Origin of the sequence: Pseudoalteromonas sp. S3260 (assembly GCF_005886925.1) — a bacterium.
Lineage (GTDB): Bacteria > Pseudomonadota > Gammaproteobacteria > Enterobacterales > Alteromonadaceae > Pseudoalteromonas > Pseudoalteromonas tetraodonis.
This window is the reverse complement of record NZ_PNCV01000063.1, coordinates 1-18,699: the sequence shown is the minus strand read 5'-3', so window position 1 is coordinate 18,699 and position 18,699 is coordinate 1. Positions and strand designations below refer to the sequence as shown.

Annotated in this window: 19 protein-coding genes; 9 read left to right on the top strand and 10 right to left on the bottom strand. The window is 38.5% G+C overall.

Translation table 11 applies throughout. The features are described from left to right. Positions 1 to 4 precede the first annotated feature (4 nt). Complete coding sequence (locus tag CWC14_RS11305; protein WP_138562992.1) at positions 5 to 2,617, top strand: DEAD/DEAH box helicase family protein; 2,613 nt, start codon at positions 5 to 7, stop codon at positions 2,615 to 2,617. Positions 2,618 to 2,689: 72 nt separating this feature from the next. Here CWC14_RS11305 and CWC14_RS11300 read toward each other — a convergent pair whose 3' ends face one another. Next, positions 2,690 to 2,965 (bottom strand): hypothetical protein, encoded by a 276-nt coding sequence (locus tag CWC14_RS11300; RefSeq protein ID WP_138562990.1) that lies wholly within the window; start codon positions 2,963 to 2,965, stop codon positions 2,690 to 2,692. Positions 2,966 to 3,411: 446 nt separating this feature from the next. Continuing rightward, positions 3,412 to 4,626, bottom strand: a complete 1,215-nt coding sequence (locus CWC14_RS11295; RefSeq protein ID WP_138562988.1) for a tyrosine-type recombinase/integrase — start codon at positions 4,624 to 4,626, stop codon at positions 3,412 to 3,414. Between the two features lie 180 nt (positions 4,627 to 4,806). Here CWC14_RS11295 and dusA point away from each other — a divergent pair, with 180 nt between their 5' ends. The 7 genes from dusA to CWC14_RS11260 all read left to right on the top strand — a co-directional run bounded on the left by dusA (position 4,807) and on the right by CWC14_RS11260 (position 9,603). Further along, a complete protein-coding gene (dusA, locus tag CWC14_RS11290; protein ID WP_138562986.1) occupies positions 4,807 to 5,775 on the top strand; it encodes a tRNA dihydrouridine(20/20a) synthase DusA in 969 nt (322 codons plus the stop codon). Between the two features lie 236 nt (positions 5,776 to 6,011). Further along, complete coding sequence (locus CWC14_RS11285) at positions 6,012 to 6,692, top strand: PspA/IM30 family protein (protein ID WP_138562984.1); 681 nt, start codon at positions 6,012 to 6,014, stop codon at positions 6,690 to 6,692. 10 nt (positions 6,693 to 6,702) lie between these two features. Continuing rightward, the gene (locus CWC14_RS11280) at positions 6,703 to 6,909 is read left to right on the top strand and encodes a PspC domain-containing protein (protein ID WP_013463970.1); all 207 of its coding nucleotides are present in this window, start codon (positions 6,703 to 6,705) and stop codon (positions 6,907 to 6,909) included. A 10-nt stretch (positions 6,910 to 6,919) separates the two neighbouring features. Continuing rightward, positions 6,920 to 7,246, top strand: coding sequence for a hypothetical protein (locus CWC14_RS11275; RefSeq protein ID WP_016900286.1), 327 nt, complete (start codon positions 6,920 to 6,922; stop codon positions 7,244 to 7,246). A 78-nt stretch (positions 7,247 to 7,324) separates the two neighbouring features. Then, entirely contained in the window at positions 7,325 to 7,834 is a 510-nt protein-coding gene (locus CWC14_RS11270) for a copper chaperone PCu(A)C (protein WP_076922702.1), read from the top strand. A gap of 8 nt (positions 7,835 to 7,842) precedes the next feature. After that, entirely contained in the window at positions 7,843 to 8,829 is a 987-nt protein-coding gene (locus CWC14_RS11265; protein ID WP_013463973.1) for a DUF2333 family protein, read from the top strand. 3 nt (positions 8,830 to 8,832) lie between these two features. After that, positions 8,833 to 9,603, top strand: a complete 771-nt coding sequence (locus CWC14_RS11260; RefSeq protein ID WP_138562982.1) for a TIGR04219 family outer membrane beta-barrel protein — start codon at positions 8,833 to 8,835, stop codon at positions 9,601 to 9,603. Positions 9,604 to 9,679: 76 nt separating this feature from the next. Here the strand turns inward: CWC14_RS11260 and CWC14_RS11255 are convergent, their stop codons facing one another. Continuing rightward, positions 9,680 to 10,564 carry a TIGR03899 family protein gene (locus CWC14_RS11255; protein ID WP_138562980.1) on the bottom strand — a complete coding sequence of 295 codons (885 nt, stop codon included), beginning with the start codon at positions 10,562 to 10,564 and terminating at the stop codon, positions 9,680 to 9,682. Next, entirely contained in the window at positions 10,533 to 11,081 is a 549-nt protein-coding gene (locus CWC14_RS11250; protein WP_138562978.1) for an SRPBCC family protein, read from the bottom strand. The genes CWC14_RS11255 and CWC14_RS11250 overlap by 32 nt, the downstream gene beginning before the upstream one ends. Before the next feature lie 289 nt (positions 11,082 to 11,370). Between CWC14_RS11250 and CWC14_RS11245 the strand changes: the two genes are divergently transcribed. Next, on the top strand, positions 11,371 to 13,554 hold the full coding sequence (locus CWC14_RS11245; protein ID WP_138562976.1) for a YgiQ family radical SAM protein: 2,184 nt from the start codon (positions 11,371 to 11,373) through the stop codon (positions 13,552 to 13,554). 87 nt (positions 13,555 to 13,641) lie between these two features. Here CWC14_RS11245 and mgtE read toward each other — a convergent pair whose 3' ends face one another. From mgtE to CWC14_RS11215, 6 genes are all read right to left on the bottom strand, one after another. Continuing rightward, complete coding sequence (mgtE, locus tag CWC14_RS11240; RefSeq protein WP_024601347.1) at positions 13,642 to 15,000, bottom strand: magnesium transporter; 1,359 nt, start codon at positions 14,998 to 15,000, stop codon at positions 13,642 to 13,644. A gap of 139 nt (positions 15,001 to 15,139) precedes the next feature. Further along, complete coding sequence (locus tag CWC14_RS11235; protein ID WP_013463979.1) at positions 15,140 to 15,412, bottom strand: HPr family phosphocarrier protein; 273 nt, start codon at positions 15,410 to 15,412, stop codon at positions 15,140 to 15,142. Positions 15,413 to 15,431: 19 nt separating this feature from the next. After that, positions 15,432 to 16,274 carry an RNase adapter RapZ gene (rapZ, locus tag CWC14_RS11230; protein WP_138562974.1) on the bottom strand — a complete coding sequence of 281 codons (843 nt, stop codon included), beginning with the start codon at positions 16,272 to 16,274 and terminating at the stop codon, positions 15,432 to 15,434. Positions 16,275 to 16,293: 19 nt separating this feature from the next. Then, positions 16,294 to 16,746, bottom strand: coding sequence for a PTS IIA-like nitrogen regulatory protein PtsN (ptsN, locus tag CWC14_RS11225; RefSeq protein WP_013463980.1), 453 nt, complete (start codon positions 16,744 to 16,746; stop codon positions 16,294 to 16,296). A gap of 4 nt (positions 16,747 to 16,750) precedes the next feature. Then, positions 16,751 to 17,038 carry a ribosome hibernation promoting factor gene (gene hpf, locus CWC14_RS11220; RefSeq protein WP_010390562.1) on the bottom strand — a complete coding sequence of 96 codons (288 nt, stop codon included), beginning with the start codon at positions 17,036 to 17,038 and terminating at the stop codon, positions 16,751 to 16,753. A 26-nt stretch (positions 17,039 to 17,064) separates the two neighbouring features. Next, the gene (locus CWC14_RS11215) at positions 17,065 to 18,564 is read right to left on the bottom strand and encodes an RNA polymerase factor sigma-54 (protein ID WP_138562972.1); all 1,500 of its coding nucleotides are present in this window, start codon (positions 18,562 to 18,564) and stop codon (positions 17,065 to 17,067) included. Positions 18,565 to 18,699 lie beyond the last annotated feature (135 nt).

The window sequence follows — 18,699 nt, the reverse complement described above, 5'->3', positions numbered from 1 at the left end:
GATTATGGCAATGCTTCACGAAACATTAAGCACTTTAAAAGATGCGCTTGGTGAAAACGTTTTTTCTGATCTTGTACCTGATTATATTAAAGATAACCTGAACAATAGTTTTGAAATGCGTCCATACCAAAAAGAAGCATTAGGCCGCTTTGAGTTCTATCTTGATAAATACCAGAAAAAGCCCAAAAATGAACCAATAAATGTGCTATATCATATGGCTACTGGTTCAGGTAAAACATTGATTATGGCAGGTGAAATGCTCACGCTTTACAAGCGTGGGTATCGTAATTTCATTTTCTTTGTTAATAGCACTAACATCATTAGAAAGACCAAAGAAAACTTTTTAAACAAAGGATCATCAAAATACCTTTTTAATAGTACTATTAATATTGACGGTGAGCAGGTCAACATCAAGGAAGTTGATAACTTTGCAACGACTAATTCAAGTGACATAAACATTGTTTTCACTACTATTCAAGGTCTTCACGCTGTAATGCTCTATCCGAAAGAAAATGCTCTTTCTATGGAAGACTTTGAAGATAACAAAGTTGTTTTGATTTCTGATGAAGCTCACCATATTAATGCAGAAACAAAAAATAAGAAAAGCAAAGAAGAACAACATTCTGTAGATAGTTGGGAAAATACAATTAGTGAAATTTTTTCAGCAAATAAATCTAATGTTATGTTGGAGTTTACCGCTACAGCAAACATAGCAGACCAAAAGATAAAAGAAAAATATGAAAATATTATTATTTTTGATTACCCACTCAAAAACTTTAGAGAAGATTTATACTCTAAAGAAGTTAAAGTATTGCAGTCCGACAGCGAAGCTTTTCCAAGGGCTTTACGTGCAATTATTTTAAGTCAATACCGCCGTAAGGTTTTTGAAAAGCATAAACTTATTATTAAGCCTGTAATCTTGTTTAAAGCTAAAACTATAGCTGATAGTGAAGCTTTTCATAAAGAGTTTATTGAAACTATTGAAAAGATTGGTGAAGAAGATTTAGAAGCAATAAAAAACACTTCTAAGGAAGGTGATGTAATTTATACCGCTTTCCAATTCTTTGAAAAGAATAACATTACATTAGAATCTTTAGCTTTAGAACTACAAGAAGACTTTACTGTAGAAAAGACAATTGAAGTAAATAGTAAAAAAGCTGTGACATATCAAATAGAACTCAATTCATTAGAAGATTCTGATAATGAAATACGTGCTATTTTTGCTGTTGATAAGCTTAATGAAGGTTGGGATGTTCTTAACCTCTTTGATATTGTTCGCTTATACGATACTCGTAATAAGTGGGGTAAAACAGCTACACAAGAAGCACAGTTGATTGGTCGTGGTGCTCGTTACTGTCCTTTTAAAGTTGAAGATGAACAACCACTATACCAACGTAAGTATGACATTCTAGACGACACTGTAGAAGCGCACGAACTTAAGATTTGTGAAGAGCTATATTATCACTCAGCTCACAACCCTGAATATATCAGTGATTTGAACATCGCACTTCAAGAAATCGGTATCAAGCCAAAAACTCGTAAAGAGCTTTCGCTAAGAGTAAAAGATAAGTTCAAAGAAACATCGCTATATAAATCTGGTTTGATTTACGTGAACAAGCGAGTTGCATATGATCGTACAAAGGTTAAAGGTCTTGATAGTTCTATTATAAATACGAGTTACTCTTATGCCATTAAGACAGAACACTCGAATGAACTTACTATTTTTGAAAGTGCTATAGTTAAACATCTAAAAGTAAAACGAGAACGTATTAATTTAATTGATGTGGGTAAACACATTATAAGAAAGGCAATGGCGACCATTCCTGCTTATAAATTTAATGAACTAAAAATTTTGTTCCCAAGTTTAAAAACAATAGATGAGTTTATTGTCTCAAGTGATTATCTAGGCTCGATAAAAGTTGAGATTAGTGGGCGAGAAGATATTTTAGAAAATGTCCCACAAATTGAAAAGTTGAAACTGTGTAAGAAAGTTCTTGGTAAGATTGCTGAACAGTTAAATGTAAATCGTATTGATTACGAAGGAACAAAAGAGTTCACACCAAAAACCATTAATGAATTGTATGATAAGGATAAGATTCTAAACATATCAAATGATGGTTTGACAGAGCAAGAGTTTGGTATTGCTCAAAGCGAAACAACCAATGACGAACTTTCTTTAGATCTTTCAGATTGTGATTGGTTTGTCTTCAATGAAAACTATGGAACTTCTGAAGAAAAGTATTTCGTTAGATACTTAGATACAATGATTGATGATCTTAAATCAGTTTATGATGATGTTTATTTATTAAGAAACGAAAAACATTTTAAACTTTACACGTTTGATGATGGTCGAGCATTTGAGCCTGATTTCTTATTGCTTCTAACTAAGAAAGAACAAGATCTTGAACTAACTTATCAAGTGTTTATTGAACCTAAAGGTTCACACTTGTTTGAAAACGATGCTTGGAAACAAAACTTTCTACTAGATTTAAAGGCTACACATCAAATTGAGCAAGTTTGGCAGGGTAAAGAGTTTATAGTGTGGGGATTACCATTCTATAATCATCAGTCTTCGAAGGCAGATTTTATGCCAGAGTTTGAGGAACTATTGAATTAATTCAATTGATTATCAGCCCACCTTAGAGTGGGCTTTTTACTTGTCTGAACTAATACAACTAATACACCTTAATTAATTTCTATTCATCTCATTTGTTGCTAGTAGATGTGCCATTTTTTGCATTAAATCGATTGCAAACTCTCTATCTGTTTGTCCCCAATTATCACTCATTCGCAACTCAGTAAATGTATATTGAGCATGCGGATGACCAGCTTCTTCAAAATACTCAGATATTTTAAGTGCTCTTTCATATCCATGTAAGCCTCTAGCAGCTTCACGAGCTTTTCGTATGTGATAATTATAATTAGCTTCATGACAACTCGTATTTCTTTTCTTTTTAATACCCATATAAATCAAGTCTCCAGTTTTAGGTAAGAGGAGACGATAGGCGCAATTACTTATTCATCTCCTACTTAGTGAAATAACCAAGGTTTTTCATAATATGGGTCCAATCTCGACAAAAAGGAATATTGTTATGTTACACATCGAATATCGAAATATTGCTTTTCGATTTTACATAAGTTAAGGGGTGTAAATGTAAAAGTCAATATTAATTTCTTTTAAAACAATATCTTACGTTGTATTATTATATAGTTTAAGGCTCTTTATAAGATAAGTTCGTGAAATTGATATGTATTTTTCATCAAAAAATTTTCAAGAAAAAAATAGAAAGTTAAAATATTTATTTAGGTAGTTTCAAAGACTTCAGATTCAAAAATTTAGCTTAATGGGAGGGGGAGAATAGCTCTGATAATCTATTGATATTTAAGTATCAGAGCACAATTACAACTAATTTAATCTTGAGTTAACGCTTGTTTTATTTTCCTATCATATTCTTCAACAATATCACTTGGTCTGATTCGTGCGTAAATTCTGTTTAGAACATCAAGGTTTGTATGACCTGAAACTACAGCAACTTTTGAAATATCCCAACCTTCTTTAATCAGCTTTGTTATTCCGAACGATCTCAAATCATGAAAAACGATATGTTCAATGTTAATACCTTCAGCTATAAGTTTTTGTCTAGTAACTCTCCAACCTGCCCCAACGCTATCAGCAACATAGGGAAATATCCTGTTGTCTAAGTCAAAATTTGGGGATATCGCAGCTTCAGCCTTTCTTTTTTTTAAAATTTCAAATGCACCACCGATCAGCGGAATTTCTTGATTGAAATTTTTCTTGGTTGGGTGTTTTCTGTCTCGGATAAATAGTGTTTTTCTGTCTTCTTTAAAATCTCTCCAAGTAACACGACAAATTTCACTCACCCTCATACAAGTTGCTATCGCAAAATCTAGAATTGTTAAATATGGAATTTTAGCAGCATGATGCTCTTGGCGTTTAAACAATCCATCCCTTAAGTATTCAAAGTCTTTATCACTAATTGTTGTGTCACGCTCATTAGCTTTAAATTCTAGCAATGCAGCTTTAGGGCTTTTTTTGTAATCCTCTTTATAATGTTGCATAGCATCTTCGATAAACTTAATCGAGCCATTCACACCATAGCTTCCTGCTTTTTTAATTACCGATTTAATATATCCAATATCCATGTATGTAGTGTAACCGACAACCCCATCAACATATCTTCTCTGATGACAGAATTCATCTAGATCTGATTTCCTTAAAGTACTCACTCGTTTATTTGCAATTTTATAAGATGTAATTTTAAGTAAACCATAATACTTACTATCCCCAATATTTTTTCTCTCATTTTCAGGATCGTCTATATAGATGCAAATAAGTTCGCCTAATTTAATTTCCTTTAACCTTGAATTTGCAATCTTTTCTTGCTGTTCAATTTCTTCATCTAAGGTGGGAATGCCGTAACGATCTAATTCTTTTACTTTTTTATCTCGCCAAATTTCAGCTTTTCTTAATGTTTCGAAAGATGCATTTTTCTCGTAATAGCCCGTAGGCCTATTTTTGTCGCGAACTCTAACTTTTACACGGTATGACGTTCCTTTTTTTCCTTCGCGGATATCTATATACCCTCTGGCTTTTGCTTTAGTCATTTCCCCATCCTGTAGTACAATATAATGATATAATTAATGTAATGAGATTAGCAGTTAGTATCCCCAAATAAAATCCCCATGGGGACGTAATTGCTGAAAATGTCCTAAAAAAAGCCTATAAGAGAATTAATATGCGAGAATCTAAAAGTCCTGTAGCTATTGTAAATGTTGGTATCTTTAATGAATAAGCTGGATAGAAGATTCTCCGTTGCTCCCATGCTTGATTGGACTGATCGCCATTGTCGTACGTTTCATCGTAAAATGACAAAGCACACCGTCCTCTACACTGAAATGATCACCACAGGTGCTATTTTGTTTGGCCGTGGTGACTATTTGCACTTTAATCAACATGAAGGCCCAGTAGCGCTGCAGCTGGGGGGCTCAGATCCGCAAGCGCTAGCACAGTGTGCCAAGCTTGCAGGTGAGCGCGGTTATGATGAAATAAACCTTAACGTAGGTTGTCCATCAGATCGTGTGCAAAATGGGCGTTTTGGTGCCTGTTTAATGGCAGAGCCCGAGCTTGTGGCAGAGTGTGTTGCTGCAATGAAAAGTGAAGTCAGTATTCCTGTTACGGTAAAAACGCGCATTGGTATTGATGAGCAGGATTCCTATGAATTTTTATGTGCGCTTATTGAAGCATCGCATAAAGTAGGCTGTGATGATTTTATTATTCATGCCCGTAAGGCATGGCTAAAAGGGTTGAGTCCAAAAGAAAATCGCGAAGTTCCTGAGCTTAACTACCCCCGTGTTTACCAGCTTAAAAAAGATTATCCACAACTTGATTTAAGTATTAATGGCGGTGTTAAAACCATTGAGCAAAGTCTTGAGCATTTACAGTACATAGATGGGGTGATGGTTGGGCGAGAGGCTTACAGTAATCCATTTATGCTAAATGAAGTGGATGAAAAAATATATGGTGATGCTGCTAATACTCAGTCACGTCATGATGTTGTGCGCTCTATGTATGATTACATTGAAGAAGAGATGCGTTTAGGCGCTAACTTTTGGCATGTTGCTCGCCATATGTTGGGTATTTTTCAGGGACAACCCGGTGCGCGTGGTTTTAGACGCCATTTATCTGAAAATGGCCATGGCAAGCAAGCTGATTTGAGTGTTATGGATAAAGCACTAAGTTACGTACCCGAATAGCAGATCCTCTGTATAGAAAAAAGCCACCTCAGGTGGCTTTTTTTGATCCCAAATTTTGGTCAAAAGTTTAATTTATTAGCCAATTCGACTTAATTTCATTCAGTGGTGAGTCATTAATTTACCTACTTAAAATAACTTAACCACATGATATTTAATGAAAATAAAACCATTTTAAGTTGTTGGCATAACTCTTGGAATCCTGTTGATGTATAAATAAAAATCATCAGGAGAATAACATGGGCATATTTAACCGCGTAAACGACGTCATTCAAGCAAATATCGTAGCTATGCTTGATAAAGCAGAAGACTCAGAAAAGTTACTCAATTTAATGCTTACTGAAATGCAAGAAGCGCTTAATGAGTGTCGTAGTACGGCAGCTGCACTTTTATGTGAAGAAAAGAGCATTAAACGTCAAATAAGTAACAAACAGCAAGCGCTCGCAAATTGGCAATTAAAAGCTGAGCATGCTGTGGCAAAAAATCGTGACGATTTAGCTAAATCAGCATTAGCCGAAAAACACACAGTTGAACAAAACATAGAGTACTTGCAAACGCAGCTTGAAACATTGCAGCAATCGATTGTAAAAATCACAGAAGACTGCGAGCGCTTACAGCAAAAAATGACGCAGGCAAAAGCAAAGCAAGCACAACTTGCAAAGCGTGAAAACGTAGTTGAGGCAAGGGCAAAAATAAATACGCAACTACAAAGCGATAAAGTGGCTTTTGCCTTATCACGATTTGAGCAAATAGAGCGCCGTGTTGAGAGTGTAGAGTCGCAAGTTGAAGCGTATGAGCTCACAGATACTGCGAGCAATACAGCTATGCAAATTGAGTCACTGGTTAAAAACGAAAAAATTGATGCAGAACTGGCTAGTTTAAAAGCAAGTTTAAATACTGCTAATAAACAAACAGCTTAAGGAGATTGTTATGAATAGTTTTAATACACACCGTCGTTGGTACAAAAATACGCTTAACAAAAAAATATCAGGCGTCTGTAGTGGGTTAGCTTACCGACTAGACTTTCCGGTATGGTCTACTCGCTTAGTGACTGTTTTATTATTTTTAAGTTTTCCGTTTGCAGTGGCGCTAGGTTATTTAATTGCTCACTGTTGCCTTGAAGAAAAAGCAGTGTAAGGAGAGCAGCATGAAAACATTCGCCGTGTGCCTAGTTATTGTTGCGTTGTTTTTAATTAATAGCGGTTCAATTATTCACTTTGATGTGTGGCAGTTTCCGCTATGGATCTCAGATATTAGCTGGACAGGTATAGAGCTCATTGGTGCATTAGTTGCTATTATCGTTGTTATTGCGATTGTTGCTTTAGTGACGATGGGGTTAGTTGGCGCGGCGATGGTGGCACTGGCTGGTACTATTTTAGCTTTTTTATTCGGATCATTGATGATTGCTTGGCCGTTATTGTTTGTAGCAGGGCTGTGTTGGTTAATCGCAGATAACAAAAAAGTCGTCTCTTGAGCTTAAATTAGCTGCCTAACATAAGGGAATTATGATAAATTTGAACTATATTTTTTTGTTTTAACAAGGATTTTACTGATGATTAAACAATGTATTTCGATAGCAAGTGCATTAATGGTGGGTGTTTTTTCGTCTTCGTTAATGGCGCACGAAGGACATGAACACGATAGTGTTGTTGCGCAGCTACAAGTAACACATGCGCAAGTAAGAGAGTTTTTGCCGGCAACCAAAGCGAGTGTGGCTTACTTTAGTATTAAAAACCACAGCAATGTACCAGCAACGTTGACTAAAGCGACAATTGATGGCCTAGGGCGTGTTGAAATTCATGAGCACGTTCACGCTGACGGTATGATGAAAATGCAAAAAGTCGAATCATTGCTTATTAAAGCTCACCAACAACTTGATTTTAAGCCAGGCAGCTATCATTTAATGGTATTTGAACCACAAGAACCGTTAAAAGTAGGTCAAGACCGTAAACTCACGCTATATTTTGAAGACGGGAACCGAGTATTTACCAATGCAAAAGTCGTTTCGTTAGCCTCACAAGCTGAGTCGGTAAAAGCATCGAAAGATCATAGTCATCATTAGGAGGATAAATGTCACAGCATAAAGGAAAAATAATAACGGCACTGGTACTGTTATTTGTCGTGTTTTACGCCATTGCAGTGTACTGGAGTATAGAGCCTTCACGTTTTGATGTTGTGCAAAATGCTAAGCAACAAGCGCAGCAACGCAGTGAAAAACTAGTCACAGGTTATGTAACAACTTCAACACTCATCACTGTAGCTGATACGCTTTTAACTAAATCAGGCGGTTACTTATCAAATGATGTGCTACCACCGAGCGTAATAATGGACAATATGCCGGCCTGGGAGTATGGTGCGCTGGAAATGGTGCGTGATTTAGCGTTGTCTATGCGAAAAGATTTTAGTCGCTCACAATCGCAATCAACTGAACACGAAGCGCTCAAAAAAGCTCAGCCACAATTTAATATCAGCTCTGAAGCATGGGCATGGCCAAGTGCTGAGGGTGAATACCAAAAAGGAATTGATTATTTAATGGTATATCGTTCTCAAATAGCCAATCAGCATGAGCGCGATAGCCAATTTTACTCTCGTGCAGATAACCTACGCAGTTGGTTAAAAGAAGCTGAAAAGCGTTTAGGCAGCTTAAGTCAGCGTTTAAGTGCAAGCGTGGGTCAAGATAAGGTTAACACTGACCTCGCCGGTAACTCTTCAAATACACAGGCCACCTATACGCCTTTACAACAACAAATAAAAACATCATGGTGGGAAATTGATGATGTATTTTATGAGTCACGTGGGGCCACTTGGGCTTTACTGCACTTTTTACAGGCGGTTGAATATGATTTTGCCGATGTGCTTGATAAAAAGAACGCCCGTGTCAGCTTGCAACAAATTATTCGCGAGCTTGAAGCAACCCAAGAAACGGTATGGAGCCCAATGATTTTAAACGGTAATGGATTTGGTTATGTCGCCAACCATTCACTTGTTATGGCAAATTATATTTCTAGAGCCAATGCGGCACTAATTGAACTTAGCGAATTATTAGCGCAAGGATAAAAAATGAAAAAGTATTGTATAGCAGCAGCCTTATCAATGGCATGTTTAGCCCCTGTAGCACAAGCCGACACTGTATTGGGTTTATATGTAGGGGTTGATGGTTGGAAAGCAGATAATGACGGTAGCTTTTCTGATAACAATAACGCCCTGCAAAACTTCAACTTTGAAGATGAAACTTTTGTAAGTTATTACGCTGCGCTTGAGCACCCAGTGCCATTAGTGCCAAACTTAAAGTTAAAATACACTGAGCTTGAATTAAACGGCTCAACAGTGCTTGAAGACACATTTAGTTTTAACGGTACTGATTATGTTGTGGGCACGGGTGTTAATTCAGTGACTGACTTATCGCATATTGATTATATTCTTTACTACGAGATTTTTGATAACGATTTAATCTCAATTGATTTAGGTCTTAATGCTAAGCAGTTTGATGGTGAGCTTGTTGTAACAGGTACATCACAACAAGGTGGCGCTAACTTTACTGAAATCGAAGCGTTCTCTGGTGTTGTGCCGTTAGTATATGGACGTTTTGAAGCGGGTTTACCATTTAGTGGTTTAAGTGTTTTTGCTGAAGGCAGCTTTTTAGCCATAGATGACAGCAAAGTACAAGATTATCAAATGGGTATTGCTTGGGAATTTATTGATAACCTAGCCGTTGATGTTGCGGTTAAAGCGGGCTACCGTTCAATGACTTTAGAGCTTGATGATGTTGATGATATTAATACTAATATTGATGCATCAGGGCCGTTTGCCGGTATTCAAGTTCACTTTTAATTAAAGTATTATTTTGAGCCACCTTGTGTGGCTCTTATTTTTAAAAGCTAACACACGCTTTAGTCATCTCTGTTTGCTATTTTAAAGAATGCCAAACTAATTCAAACTCCCCTTCAAATGCTGAACCAATTAACTGTTTGTACACCTTGTTAATTGGGTAGTTCATTAATCTAAATAGTTCATCACCTGTTTGAGTAAACTTATAATAGCTAAGCACCAAATCGTTACTTTTTGCTTTTAAGGTTAGTTTTTGTGATAAAAAGGATAGGGTGAACTCTTGTCCTACTTTTAATGCCGCTGACTCTATTTCTTTACGATACAGCAAGTTTAAATCCATTAAAGTTAGTACGTCTGGAAAGCTCACGCCGCTTTTACCTATGCTTAATGACACTTTATTACCTTTACCTAGTAAATCAAATAACGAGGGTTTTTTGTAATACCCCAAGAATATTAGGTGGCTGCTATCCTTTTCGTTATACCCAGAAATAGACACGCATTTTCTTAATGAATCGGCTTCGCGCTGGGTCATGTGCTTGAGTGTTTGTAAACTTTTAATAGAAAAAGTACCTGGGCTAATGGTTTCGCCAGTAAAAATTTTTGCCCACAACACTTGCATAGATTGATTTGAGGTATCTTCACATAAGGCTATAAAGTGCTCTACCCAATCAGCATCGGGCTGTTTGGCGCAAGCAACATCAGGACAAAACTCCATTGCTAAGGCTAAAATAGTCTCAATATTTTGTTGTTGTTTAATCAGTAGTAAGTCTTGTCTTTTTTGTGCACGCGCTAAAATTGAATGCTCGCTATTAATACTATAAAGCGATTTGGCTTTATTACCTTGAGGATTATAGGTTTTTTCATCAATGGCAGGCGTATTACTCACTTTTGTGACCGAGTAACCTAGCAGTGACTCAATAATATTGGCAAGTTTAATCCTGGCTTGTGCGGTTTTGACTGTCATGGCTTTCCATTATTGCTTGTGCATCACTGAGTTGAGCGACCGTTTTTAAGTTATTTAGCCCTAGGGTCACTATATTACCTAATATATTTTCAGCAAATATAGCAACGTACCCAGAAATAAGCGGCATCGTTGCTTGTCCTTCTATATGCCACGTGACGGTTTTTGTGTGCGGGCTAAATAGCAATTTGCTAGTGATAATATGCTCTTGATTAAATAACACACTAAGTACAACTTCATTATCGCTTAATGATGATATTGTCATTTCGCCTTTGCCCCATTTACCTTCCCAAGATTGGTAGGCTCCTGCGCCAGAGCTCGGTTCTCCAATATTAAACTTAATATTAGGGTCTATTTGTTGCCAGGGCGACCATTTATACCACTGGGTAAAGTCCTCCACTAATGACTTTATTACGGGAGCGCGTGCGTTAATCTTTATACTTTTTTGCACATGATAATTTTGTGGTAACAATAATCCAACGACAACAAAAACCAGGAGTAAAATGATTGAAAACTGCATTATTTTTTTAAGTAGTTTAATAGGTATTCCTCATCTATTTTAATTTACAGCGTCTATCAATTATTAATTATTTAATAGTTTAACGAAGTCGCGGTTGCTTTTGATCTATTTTATCTACCCTGTATTATTTCAAAAGCAGACATTAGCCGTAATAAGTTTAGATGATTTATTAGTTTTAGTAATGCAATAAAGGTAAACAATTTTTAATCAGCGCTTTCATTTTGTGCTATATCAACGGGGATGTCGATAGGGTATAATTCGCGCCTTTTGTTATTGAACGGCCAATTTTATGAGCACATTAAAAGCTGATCGCGCCTTATTCTCATACCCCAAGTATTGGGCTGAGTGTTATGGCATAGCTCCATTTTTACCAACAACACGCGAAGAAATGGACGCGCTTGGCTGGGATAGCTGCGATATTATTATTATTAGCGGTGATGCTTATGTAGACCATCCTAGTTTTGGGATGGCCGTAATTGGCCGAGTGCTAGAAGCGCAAGGTTTTAGAGTGGGTATTATTGCTCAACCAGATTGGAACTCTAAAGATGCGTTTATGGCATTGGGTAAGCCTAACTTATTTTTTGGTATTACAGCCGGTAATATGGACTCGATGATTAATCGTTACACCGCTGAAAAACGAATGCGCCATGATGACGCATACACACCAGGAAATGTCGGCGGTAAACGCCCAGATCGCGCAGTGATCATTTATTCACAACGCTGTCGTGAAGCCTACAAAGATGTGCCATTAGTGTTAGGGGGCATTGAAGCCAGTCTGCGCCGTATTGCTCATTATGATTACTGGCAAGAAAAAGTACGTCGTAGCGTATTATTTGACGCTAAAGGCGATATTTTAATTTATGGTAATGCCGAACGCCCGTTAGTTGAAGTAGCGCATCGTATCGCTGCCGGTGAAACCATGGATACCATACAGGATGTTAGAGGCACGGCAGTTATTCGTAAAGAGCCTTTACCCGGTTGGCGTGGCAGTGACTCAACAGCCATTGATAAAATTGGTAAAATAGACCCTATTCCTAATCCTTATGGCGCGGATGATGTGGGCTGTGCTAAATCAGAATTTAAGCAAGCCGGCATCGATTTACAAGCAGAAGCTGCAAAACCAATTACCATCCAGCCTGCTCGTCCTAAGCCGTGGGAAAAAACTTACGTTAAACTGCCGGCATTTGAGCAGGTTAGCGTTAATAAGCCTTTGTATGCCCATGCATCACGTATTTTACATCAAGAAACCAACCCAGGTTGTGCAAGGGCGTTATTTCAGCGTCATGGCGATCGTTCTATTTGGGTGAATCCGCCTGCTTATCCGCTTGAAACTCAGGAAATGGATGACGTGTTTGGTTTACCTTACCAGCGTATACCACATCCAAGTTATGGCGATGATAAAATCCCTGCTTACGATATGATTAAAACGTCGGTAAATATTATGCGCGGCTGTTTTGGCGGCTGTTCGTTTTGTTCTATTACCGAGCATGAAGGGCGGATAATACAAAGTCGCTCACAAGAATCAATTATTGAAGAGATTGAGCAAATTAGAGATAAAGTGCCAGGCTTTACTGGGGTTATTTCTGATTTAGGCGGACCAACCGCAAATATGTACAAACTGCGTTGTACCAGTAAAAAAGCAGAGAGTACGTGCCGTCGCTTGTCGTGTGTGTATCCTGATATTTGTAAGCATATGGATACCGATCACACACCCACTATCGACTTATATAAAAAGGCGCGTGAGGTTAAAGGGATCAAAAAGATCTTAATTGCTTCGGGCGTGCGTTATGACCTTGCAGTACGTGATCCTCGTTACGTTAAAGAGCTAGTAACCCATCATGTTGGTGGATATTTAAAAATAGCACCTGAACACACAGAAGATGGCCCATTATCAAAAATGATGAAACCAGGTATGGGCGCCTATGATGAATTTAAAGCGTTATTTGATAAGTACTCAAAAGAAGCGGGTAAAAAGCAGTATTTAATTCCATACTTTATTTCTGCTCACCCGGGGACTAAAGATGAAGACATGGTAAACATGGCTTTATGGTTGAAATCGAATGATTTTAAGCTTGATCAGGTACAAAATTTTTATCCGTCACCTATGGCTAATGCCACCACCATTTATCATACTGAAATGAACTCGCTACGTAATATTAAAAATAATACGGAGCAAGTACCTGTGCCTAAGGGAGCGCGCCAACGTCGTTTGCATAAAGCGATTTTACGCTATCACGATCCTGCCGGTTGGCCAATGATCCGCGAAGCCCTGCGTAACATGGGCAAAGCCAAGCTTATTGGTAAAGGACCTAACTGTTTAGTCCCTGAAGAAGGGCGAGATGAAAGACAAACCAAAGGCGGAAAAGGTAACAAGGGCGGTCGTCCTGCGCTGACTCGTCATACTGGCTTTAGCCAGTTTAAAAAAGCCAACACTAAACCTAAGGTAGGTGGTAATCGCCAGCGCGCTAAGTAGCCTTAACTTATGTAAAGTAACTATCGGCTTAAACAAAAACACCGCGTATTGATGCGGTGTTTTTGTTTAAAAACGTTTATAAAAAGATTAAATCAATAACCAAGTCGCAGTACCTAAGAAGGCAAATATACCAACAATATCAGTTACCGTGGTTAGTACCACACTGCCAGCAAGTGCTGGATCTATTTTCATTTTTTTAAGCAATAGTGGGATACTAGCACCCGCAATACCTGCTGCAACTAAATTCATAAACATAGCAAACGCTAAAACACCACCGAGTTTGAAATCCCATTGCCAAAGCGCAACGACACCGGCAATTAGGATAGACCAAACCATACCGTTAATCGCGCCGATAGCGAGTTCTTTTAATAATAAAAAACGTTGGTTAGTTTGGTTGATATGGCCCACCGCGATACCGCGAATAACCAAAGTTAAGGTTTGGCTGCCTGCAACCCCACCCATTGACGGGACAATGCCATTGAGCACAGCAAGAATTGGTAATATAGCTAAGGTGTTTTCAAAAAAGCTCGCCACAATTGCAGCCAGCAATGCAGTTAGTAAGTTTACACCCAGCCAAATTGAGCGCTTTTTAGAGCTTTTCAACACAGGTGCAAAGGTATCTTCTTCATCATCTAAACCCGCTAAACCCAGTAAACTGTGCTCAGCGTCTTCACGTATAACATCAACGATATCATCAATGGTGATCCGCCCAAGCAAGTGTGCGTTGTCATCAACAACCGGTGCCGATATCCAGTTATGACGCTCAAACAATTGTGCAACTTCGCTCTCATCCATTGAAATAGGAATAGACTCACAGTCTTCATCCATTAAATCATGAACAATTTTTTCAGGGGGGTTGGTTAATAAAGTGCTCAGCGATAGGGCGCCTAAAAAGCAGTTATTTTCATCAACCACATATAAGTCATCTGTACCCTCAGGTAATTCGCCGCGTAAGCGAATATAACGCAGTACCACATCTAGAGTCACATCGGGGCGAATAGTAACGGTATCTATATTCATCAATGCGCCAGCAGAGCGCTCTTGATACGATAAAGCCTGCGTTGCACGTTCTCTATCTTGAATATCCATAGCGCTAACAACGTCTTTATAAACAGTGTCAGGTAGGCTACGTAGTACTTCCCCTAAGTCATCATGACCCATGTCTTCGGTTGCAGCAGCAATGTGCTCGGGTGCCATTTGCGCAATAATGCCCAAACGTACATCTTCAGAAAGCTCTTCAAGCACATCACCTTGTACATCAGGATCAACAAGCTGCCAGAGCATACGGCGAATTTTATGCGGGGATGATTCTAAAAGAAGTGCGGTATCACAAGGCGCCGTTTTTGCCAGCATGCGTCTAACTTGAACAAATTGACCACTATTTAGTGACTTAGTCACCTGTTTTAGCTGTTGTAGTGGAATATCTTGTTCTAAAGCTTCAGGCATTGGCGTCCTTAATTAAATTGTATTACATGCTGGAAGGGTATAAATGCTATTCAATTTTAGTTTATCTTACTTTATGTGAGCAAACTAACTCAACCACTATTAACCTAAGCTTAGGATGATGAGTTAATAATGAACTTTTTTATTCTTGCTCATTAAATCGTTGGTCGATGAGTTCACCTATTGCGCTAAGTGCAGGCTCAGCGTCGGGGCCTTCGCATACCACCTTAACTTCTTTGCCTTGGCTGCTTTCGAGTAACATAAGTGCCAGCACGCTATCGCCAGCGGCTTGTTTGTCATCTTGAAATAAAGTGATTGTGGCATCAAATTGCACAGAAAGCTGAGCTAATACTGTCGCCGCTCTAGCGTGTAATCCTAATTTGTTTTTTATTAAAAATGTATTTTCTAAGCGCATTGCATGTTCTCACTCGGTATTATTCTTGTTCTCGGTGGCGAATTTTTACATTAGGATGGCTCATTGCAAAGCTTTCGCCAATGGTTTGCGCTAAATAAACAGAGCGGTGTTGCCCACCGGTACAGCCAATTGCAATAGTTAAGTAGCTGCGGTTATTTCGTTCTAAATGCGGCAGCCATGTTTGCACAAATGTTTGAATTTGCCATGTAAATTTTTGCACTATACTGTGACTTGCTAGGTAGTCTTTTACTGGTTGGTCCAGCCCCGTAAGTGGCTTAAGTTCAGGCTCCCAATGCGGGTTTGGTAAAAAACGGGCATCGAATACGTAATCTGCTTCTTTAGGGATGCCGTGTTTAAAACCAAATGACTCAAAGGTAATGATCAGTTGTTTATCTTTTTTTCCGAGTATTTTTTCACGAATAGATTCAGCAAGCAGATGCACACTTAAATCCGTGGTATCAATCATATAATCAGCACGGTTAATCAATACATCAAGTAGTTGTTTTTCTTTTTTTATGGCTAAATCAAGCGGCAAAGAATCAATAGATAAAGGGTGGAGACGTCGCGTTTCTGAAAAACGTTTTATTAATGTTTGATCGTCACTGTCTAAATAAAATACCGTTGGTTTAGTAAAACCAGGTAAATATTCGAGTATTTCATTAAATTGCTGTTGCTCTTTAGGTAGATTACGCACATCAACACTCACAGCAATTTTATTATAACTGTCGGAAACGCTGCGCACTAATGATGGTAATAAATTAAGAGGAATATTGTCTACACAATAATAACCTAAGTCTTCCACAACGCGTAACGCCACAGATTTACCTGAGCCTGAACGACCGCTTATAATTATTAATTCCATTTATCACCTTTCTTTATTACTACGATTGACTGACGATAACCTGATACAGTTCGCTATCCGATTTGGCGGCGCGTAACTGTTTACAAAATTCTTTATCATTGAGCTTATCAGCAATCGTGGCTAGCGTCTTCAAATGCTGCTGATTATCGCCATCGGGAACAATTAACGCGACAAAAATGTCAACCGGCCGGTTATCAATCGCATCAAAATTAATAGCTGTTTCGCTCACTAAAATCAAAGCTAGGGGCTCTTGAGCACCGCTCATGCGACCATGTGGAATAGCAATGCCTCGACCAATGCCTGTGCTTCCAAGCTTTTCTCTTGCAGTTAATGCATTAAGAATATCTTGTTGTGTTAAATAGGGCAGCTTATTGTGGGCCAGTTCACTGATAAATTCTAAAATTCTTTTTTTACTATTAAAAAGGACCGCAGCTTTACTGCAGTCCTGACAGATAAGTGAGCTTAGTTTCATAGTGTTAGTGTCGAGCAAGTTTCTCTTTGTGTTTAATTACTTGACGATCTAGCTTGTCAATGAGCGAGTCTATAGCGGCATACATATCTTGATGCTCAGTAGAGGCAAAAATCTCAGCGCCACTTACATGAACGGTTGCTTCAGCTTTTTGGTTTAGTTTTTCTACATCGAGAATAACGTGCACATTCGTTATGTGATCAGTGTGCCTCTGTAACTTCGAAAATTTACTATTTACGTAGTCTCTAAGCGAGTCGGTAATATCTACATGGCGACCAGTTAAATTCAGTTGCATAAACATTTTCCTCTTTGTTGTACGCCTTAAATCAAACTTTTACGTTGATTAGACGGGGGAATAGCTAGAGATTCGCGATATTTTGCAATGGTTCTCCTCGCTACTTTAATTCCTTGCTCTGCCAATATATCTGCAATTTTACTATCACTCAATGGTTTAGCTGAGTTTTCTGCAGCGATTAATTTTTTAATTAATGCACGTATTGCTGTTGATGAACATTCGCCACCATTTTCAGTACTTACATGGCTTGAAAAGAAATATTTAAGCTCAAAAATGCCACGTGGTGTGTGCATATATTTTTGCGTAGTAACACGTGAAATAGTTGACTCGTGCATTTCCACCATTTCAGCCACATCGTTAAGCACCATAGGCTTCATAGCCTCAGGGCCGTGTTCAAAAAAGGCCTGTTGCTGCTGCACAATACAGTTGGTTACTTTAAGTAGCGTGTCATTTCTACTTTCTAAGCTTTTTATAAACCATTTAGCCTCTTGTAAGTGCGAGCGAATAAACTGGCTATCACCACTTGATTTAACCGTACGCGTCATAGCTGCATATTGGCTATTTACTCTGATCTTAGGCATGCTATCTGGGTTTAATTCAACTACCCAACGACCTTTAACTTTTTTAACCGACACATCAGGAATAACGTATTCAGACTCTTCTCTGACAATAGTGTCTGCCGGTTTTGGGCTGAGCGTATGAATCAACGTCATGATTTCTTTTAGCTCATCTTCTTTAAGCTTTGTTTTTTTCATTAACGTGCGATAGTCACGTGCAGCAAGTAAATCAATATGCTCGGTTAAGATCATTTTTGTTTCGTTTAAAAAAGGTGTGTCTTTATCAAATTGATTTAGCTGAATACACAAGCACTCTTGTAAACTACGCGCGGCTATTCCCACTGGATCAAATAGTTGAATACGCTTTAGTACCGCTTCTATTTCGTCAAGTTCAACTTCATCTTCGCCGTCGTTTTCTTGGTTAAAGCTTTCTAATATTTCTTCACAGCTAAGGGTTAGAATCCCTGAGTCGTCCACAGCTTCTACAATTGCAATAGCTATCGCTTCATCGGTAGGGCTAAACGGCGTCAATTGAAGTTGCCACATTAAATACTCATGCAGCGTTTCAGTCGAAGAGCCTTGATAAATAGATTCATCTTCTGGCATTGGGCCCGATGAAGAGGCAGGAGCAGCGCTCATATATTCATCCCAAGTAACATCCATAGCCATATCATCGCTAATGGTGTCTTTGGTCATTGCTTCGCCGCTATCTTGCTCATACTCGCTAGGTTTATCGTCAGCTGAGGCACTTAGCGTTAAGTCATCGTTATCGGCTTTTTGTTCGTTTTTACCTGCAGTGTCTTCGCTGTAATCATGTTCTTCAACTTCAAGCAAGGGGTTGCTATCGAGCGCTTCTTGAATTTCTTGCTGGAGATCCAATGTACTGAGTTGCAATAAGCGAATTGCTTGTTGCAACTGTGGAGTCATTGTAAGTTGCTGGCCCATGCGCAGCTGTAATGATTGCCTCATTTATCTCTAACAATCCTTTTAAATTACGGTCTGTTGACCTTTACGGATTAAAATTTGTTCAAACTAGGGGCGGTTTAATTGCGGCGCGAGGTTTGTAACCTAGTGGGCTAAGTCAAAACCGAGCAAAGCTTCCGC

Coding starts and splice junctions, on each gene's coding strand:
- CWC14_RS11305 (WP_138562992.1), top strand. CDS start 5: ATGGCAATGCTTCACGAAACATTAAGCACTTTAAAAGATGCGCTTGGT.
- CWC14_RS11300 (WP_138562990.1), bottom strand. CDS start 2,965: ATGGGTATTAAAAAGAAAAGAAATACGAGTTGTCATGAAGCTAATTAT.
- CWC14_RS11295 (WP_138562988.1), bottom strand. CDS start 4,626: ATGACTAAAGCAAAAGCCAGAGGGTATATAGATATCCGCGAAGGAAAA.
- dusA (WP_138562986.1), top strand. CDS start 4,807: ATGAATAAGCTGGATAGAAGATTCTCCGTTGCTCCCATGCTTGATTGG.
- CWC14_RS11285 (WP_138562984.1), top strand. CDS start 6,012: ATGGGCATATTTAACCGCGTAAACGACGTCATTCAAGCAAATATCGTA.
- CWC14_RS11280 (WP_013463970.1), top strand. CDS start 6,703: ATGAATAGTTTTAATACACACCGTCGTTGGTACAAAAATACGCTTAAC.
- CWC14_RS11275 (WP_016900286.1), top strand. CDS start 6,920: ATGAAAACATTCGCCGTGTGCCTAGTTATTGTTGCGTTGTTTTTAATT.
- CWC14_RS11270 (WP_076922702.1), top strand. CDS start 7,325: ATGATTAAACAATGTATTTCGATAGCAAGTGCATTAATGGTGGGTGTT.
- CWC14_RS11265 (WP_013463973.1), top strand. CDS start 7,843: ATGTCACAGCATAAAGGAAAAATAATAACGGCACTGGTACTGTTATTT.
- CWC14_RS11260 (WP_138562982.1), top strand. CDS start 8,833: ATGAAAAAGTATTGTATAGCAGCAGCCTTATCAATGGCATGTTTAGCC.
- CWC14_RS11255 (WP_138562980.1), bottom strand. CDS start 10,564: ATGACAGTCAAAACCGCACAAGCCAGGATTAAACTTGCCAATATTATT.
- CWC14_RS11250 (WP_138562978.1), bottom strand. CDS start 11,081: ATGCAGTTTTCAATCATTTTACTCCTGGTTTTTGTTGTCGTTGGATTA.
- CWC14_RS11245 (WP_138562976.1), top strand. CDS start 11,371: ATGAGCACATTAAAAGCTGATCGCGCCTTATTCTCATACCCCAAGTAT.
- mgtE (WP_024601347.1), bottom strand. CDS start 15,000: ATGCCTGAAGCTTTAGAACAAGATATTCCACTACAACAGCTAAAACAG.
- CWC14_RS11235 (WP_013463979.1), bottom strand. CDS start 15,412: ATGCGCTTAGAAAATACATTTTTAATAAAAAACAAATTAGGATTACAC.
- rapZ (WP_138562974.1), bottom strand. CDS start 16,274: ATGGAATTAATAATTATAAGCGGTCGTTCAGGCTCAGGTAAATCTGTG.
- ptsN (WP_013463980.1), bottom strand. CDS start 16,746: ATGAAACTAAGCTCACTTATCTGTCAGGACTGCAGTAAAGCTGCGGTC.
- hpf (WP_010390562.1), bottom strand. CDS start 17,038: ATGCAACTGAATTTAACTGGTCGCCATGTAGATATTACCGACTCGCTT.
- CWC14_RS11215 (WP_138562972.1), bottom strand. CDS start 18,564: ATGAGGCAATCATTACAGCTGCGCATGGGCCAGCAACTTACAATGACT.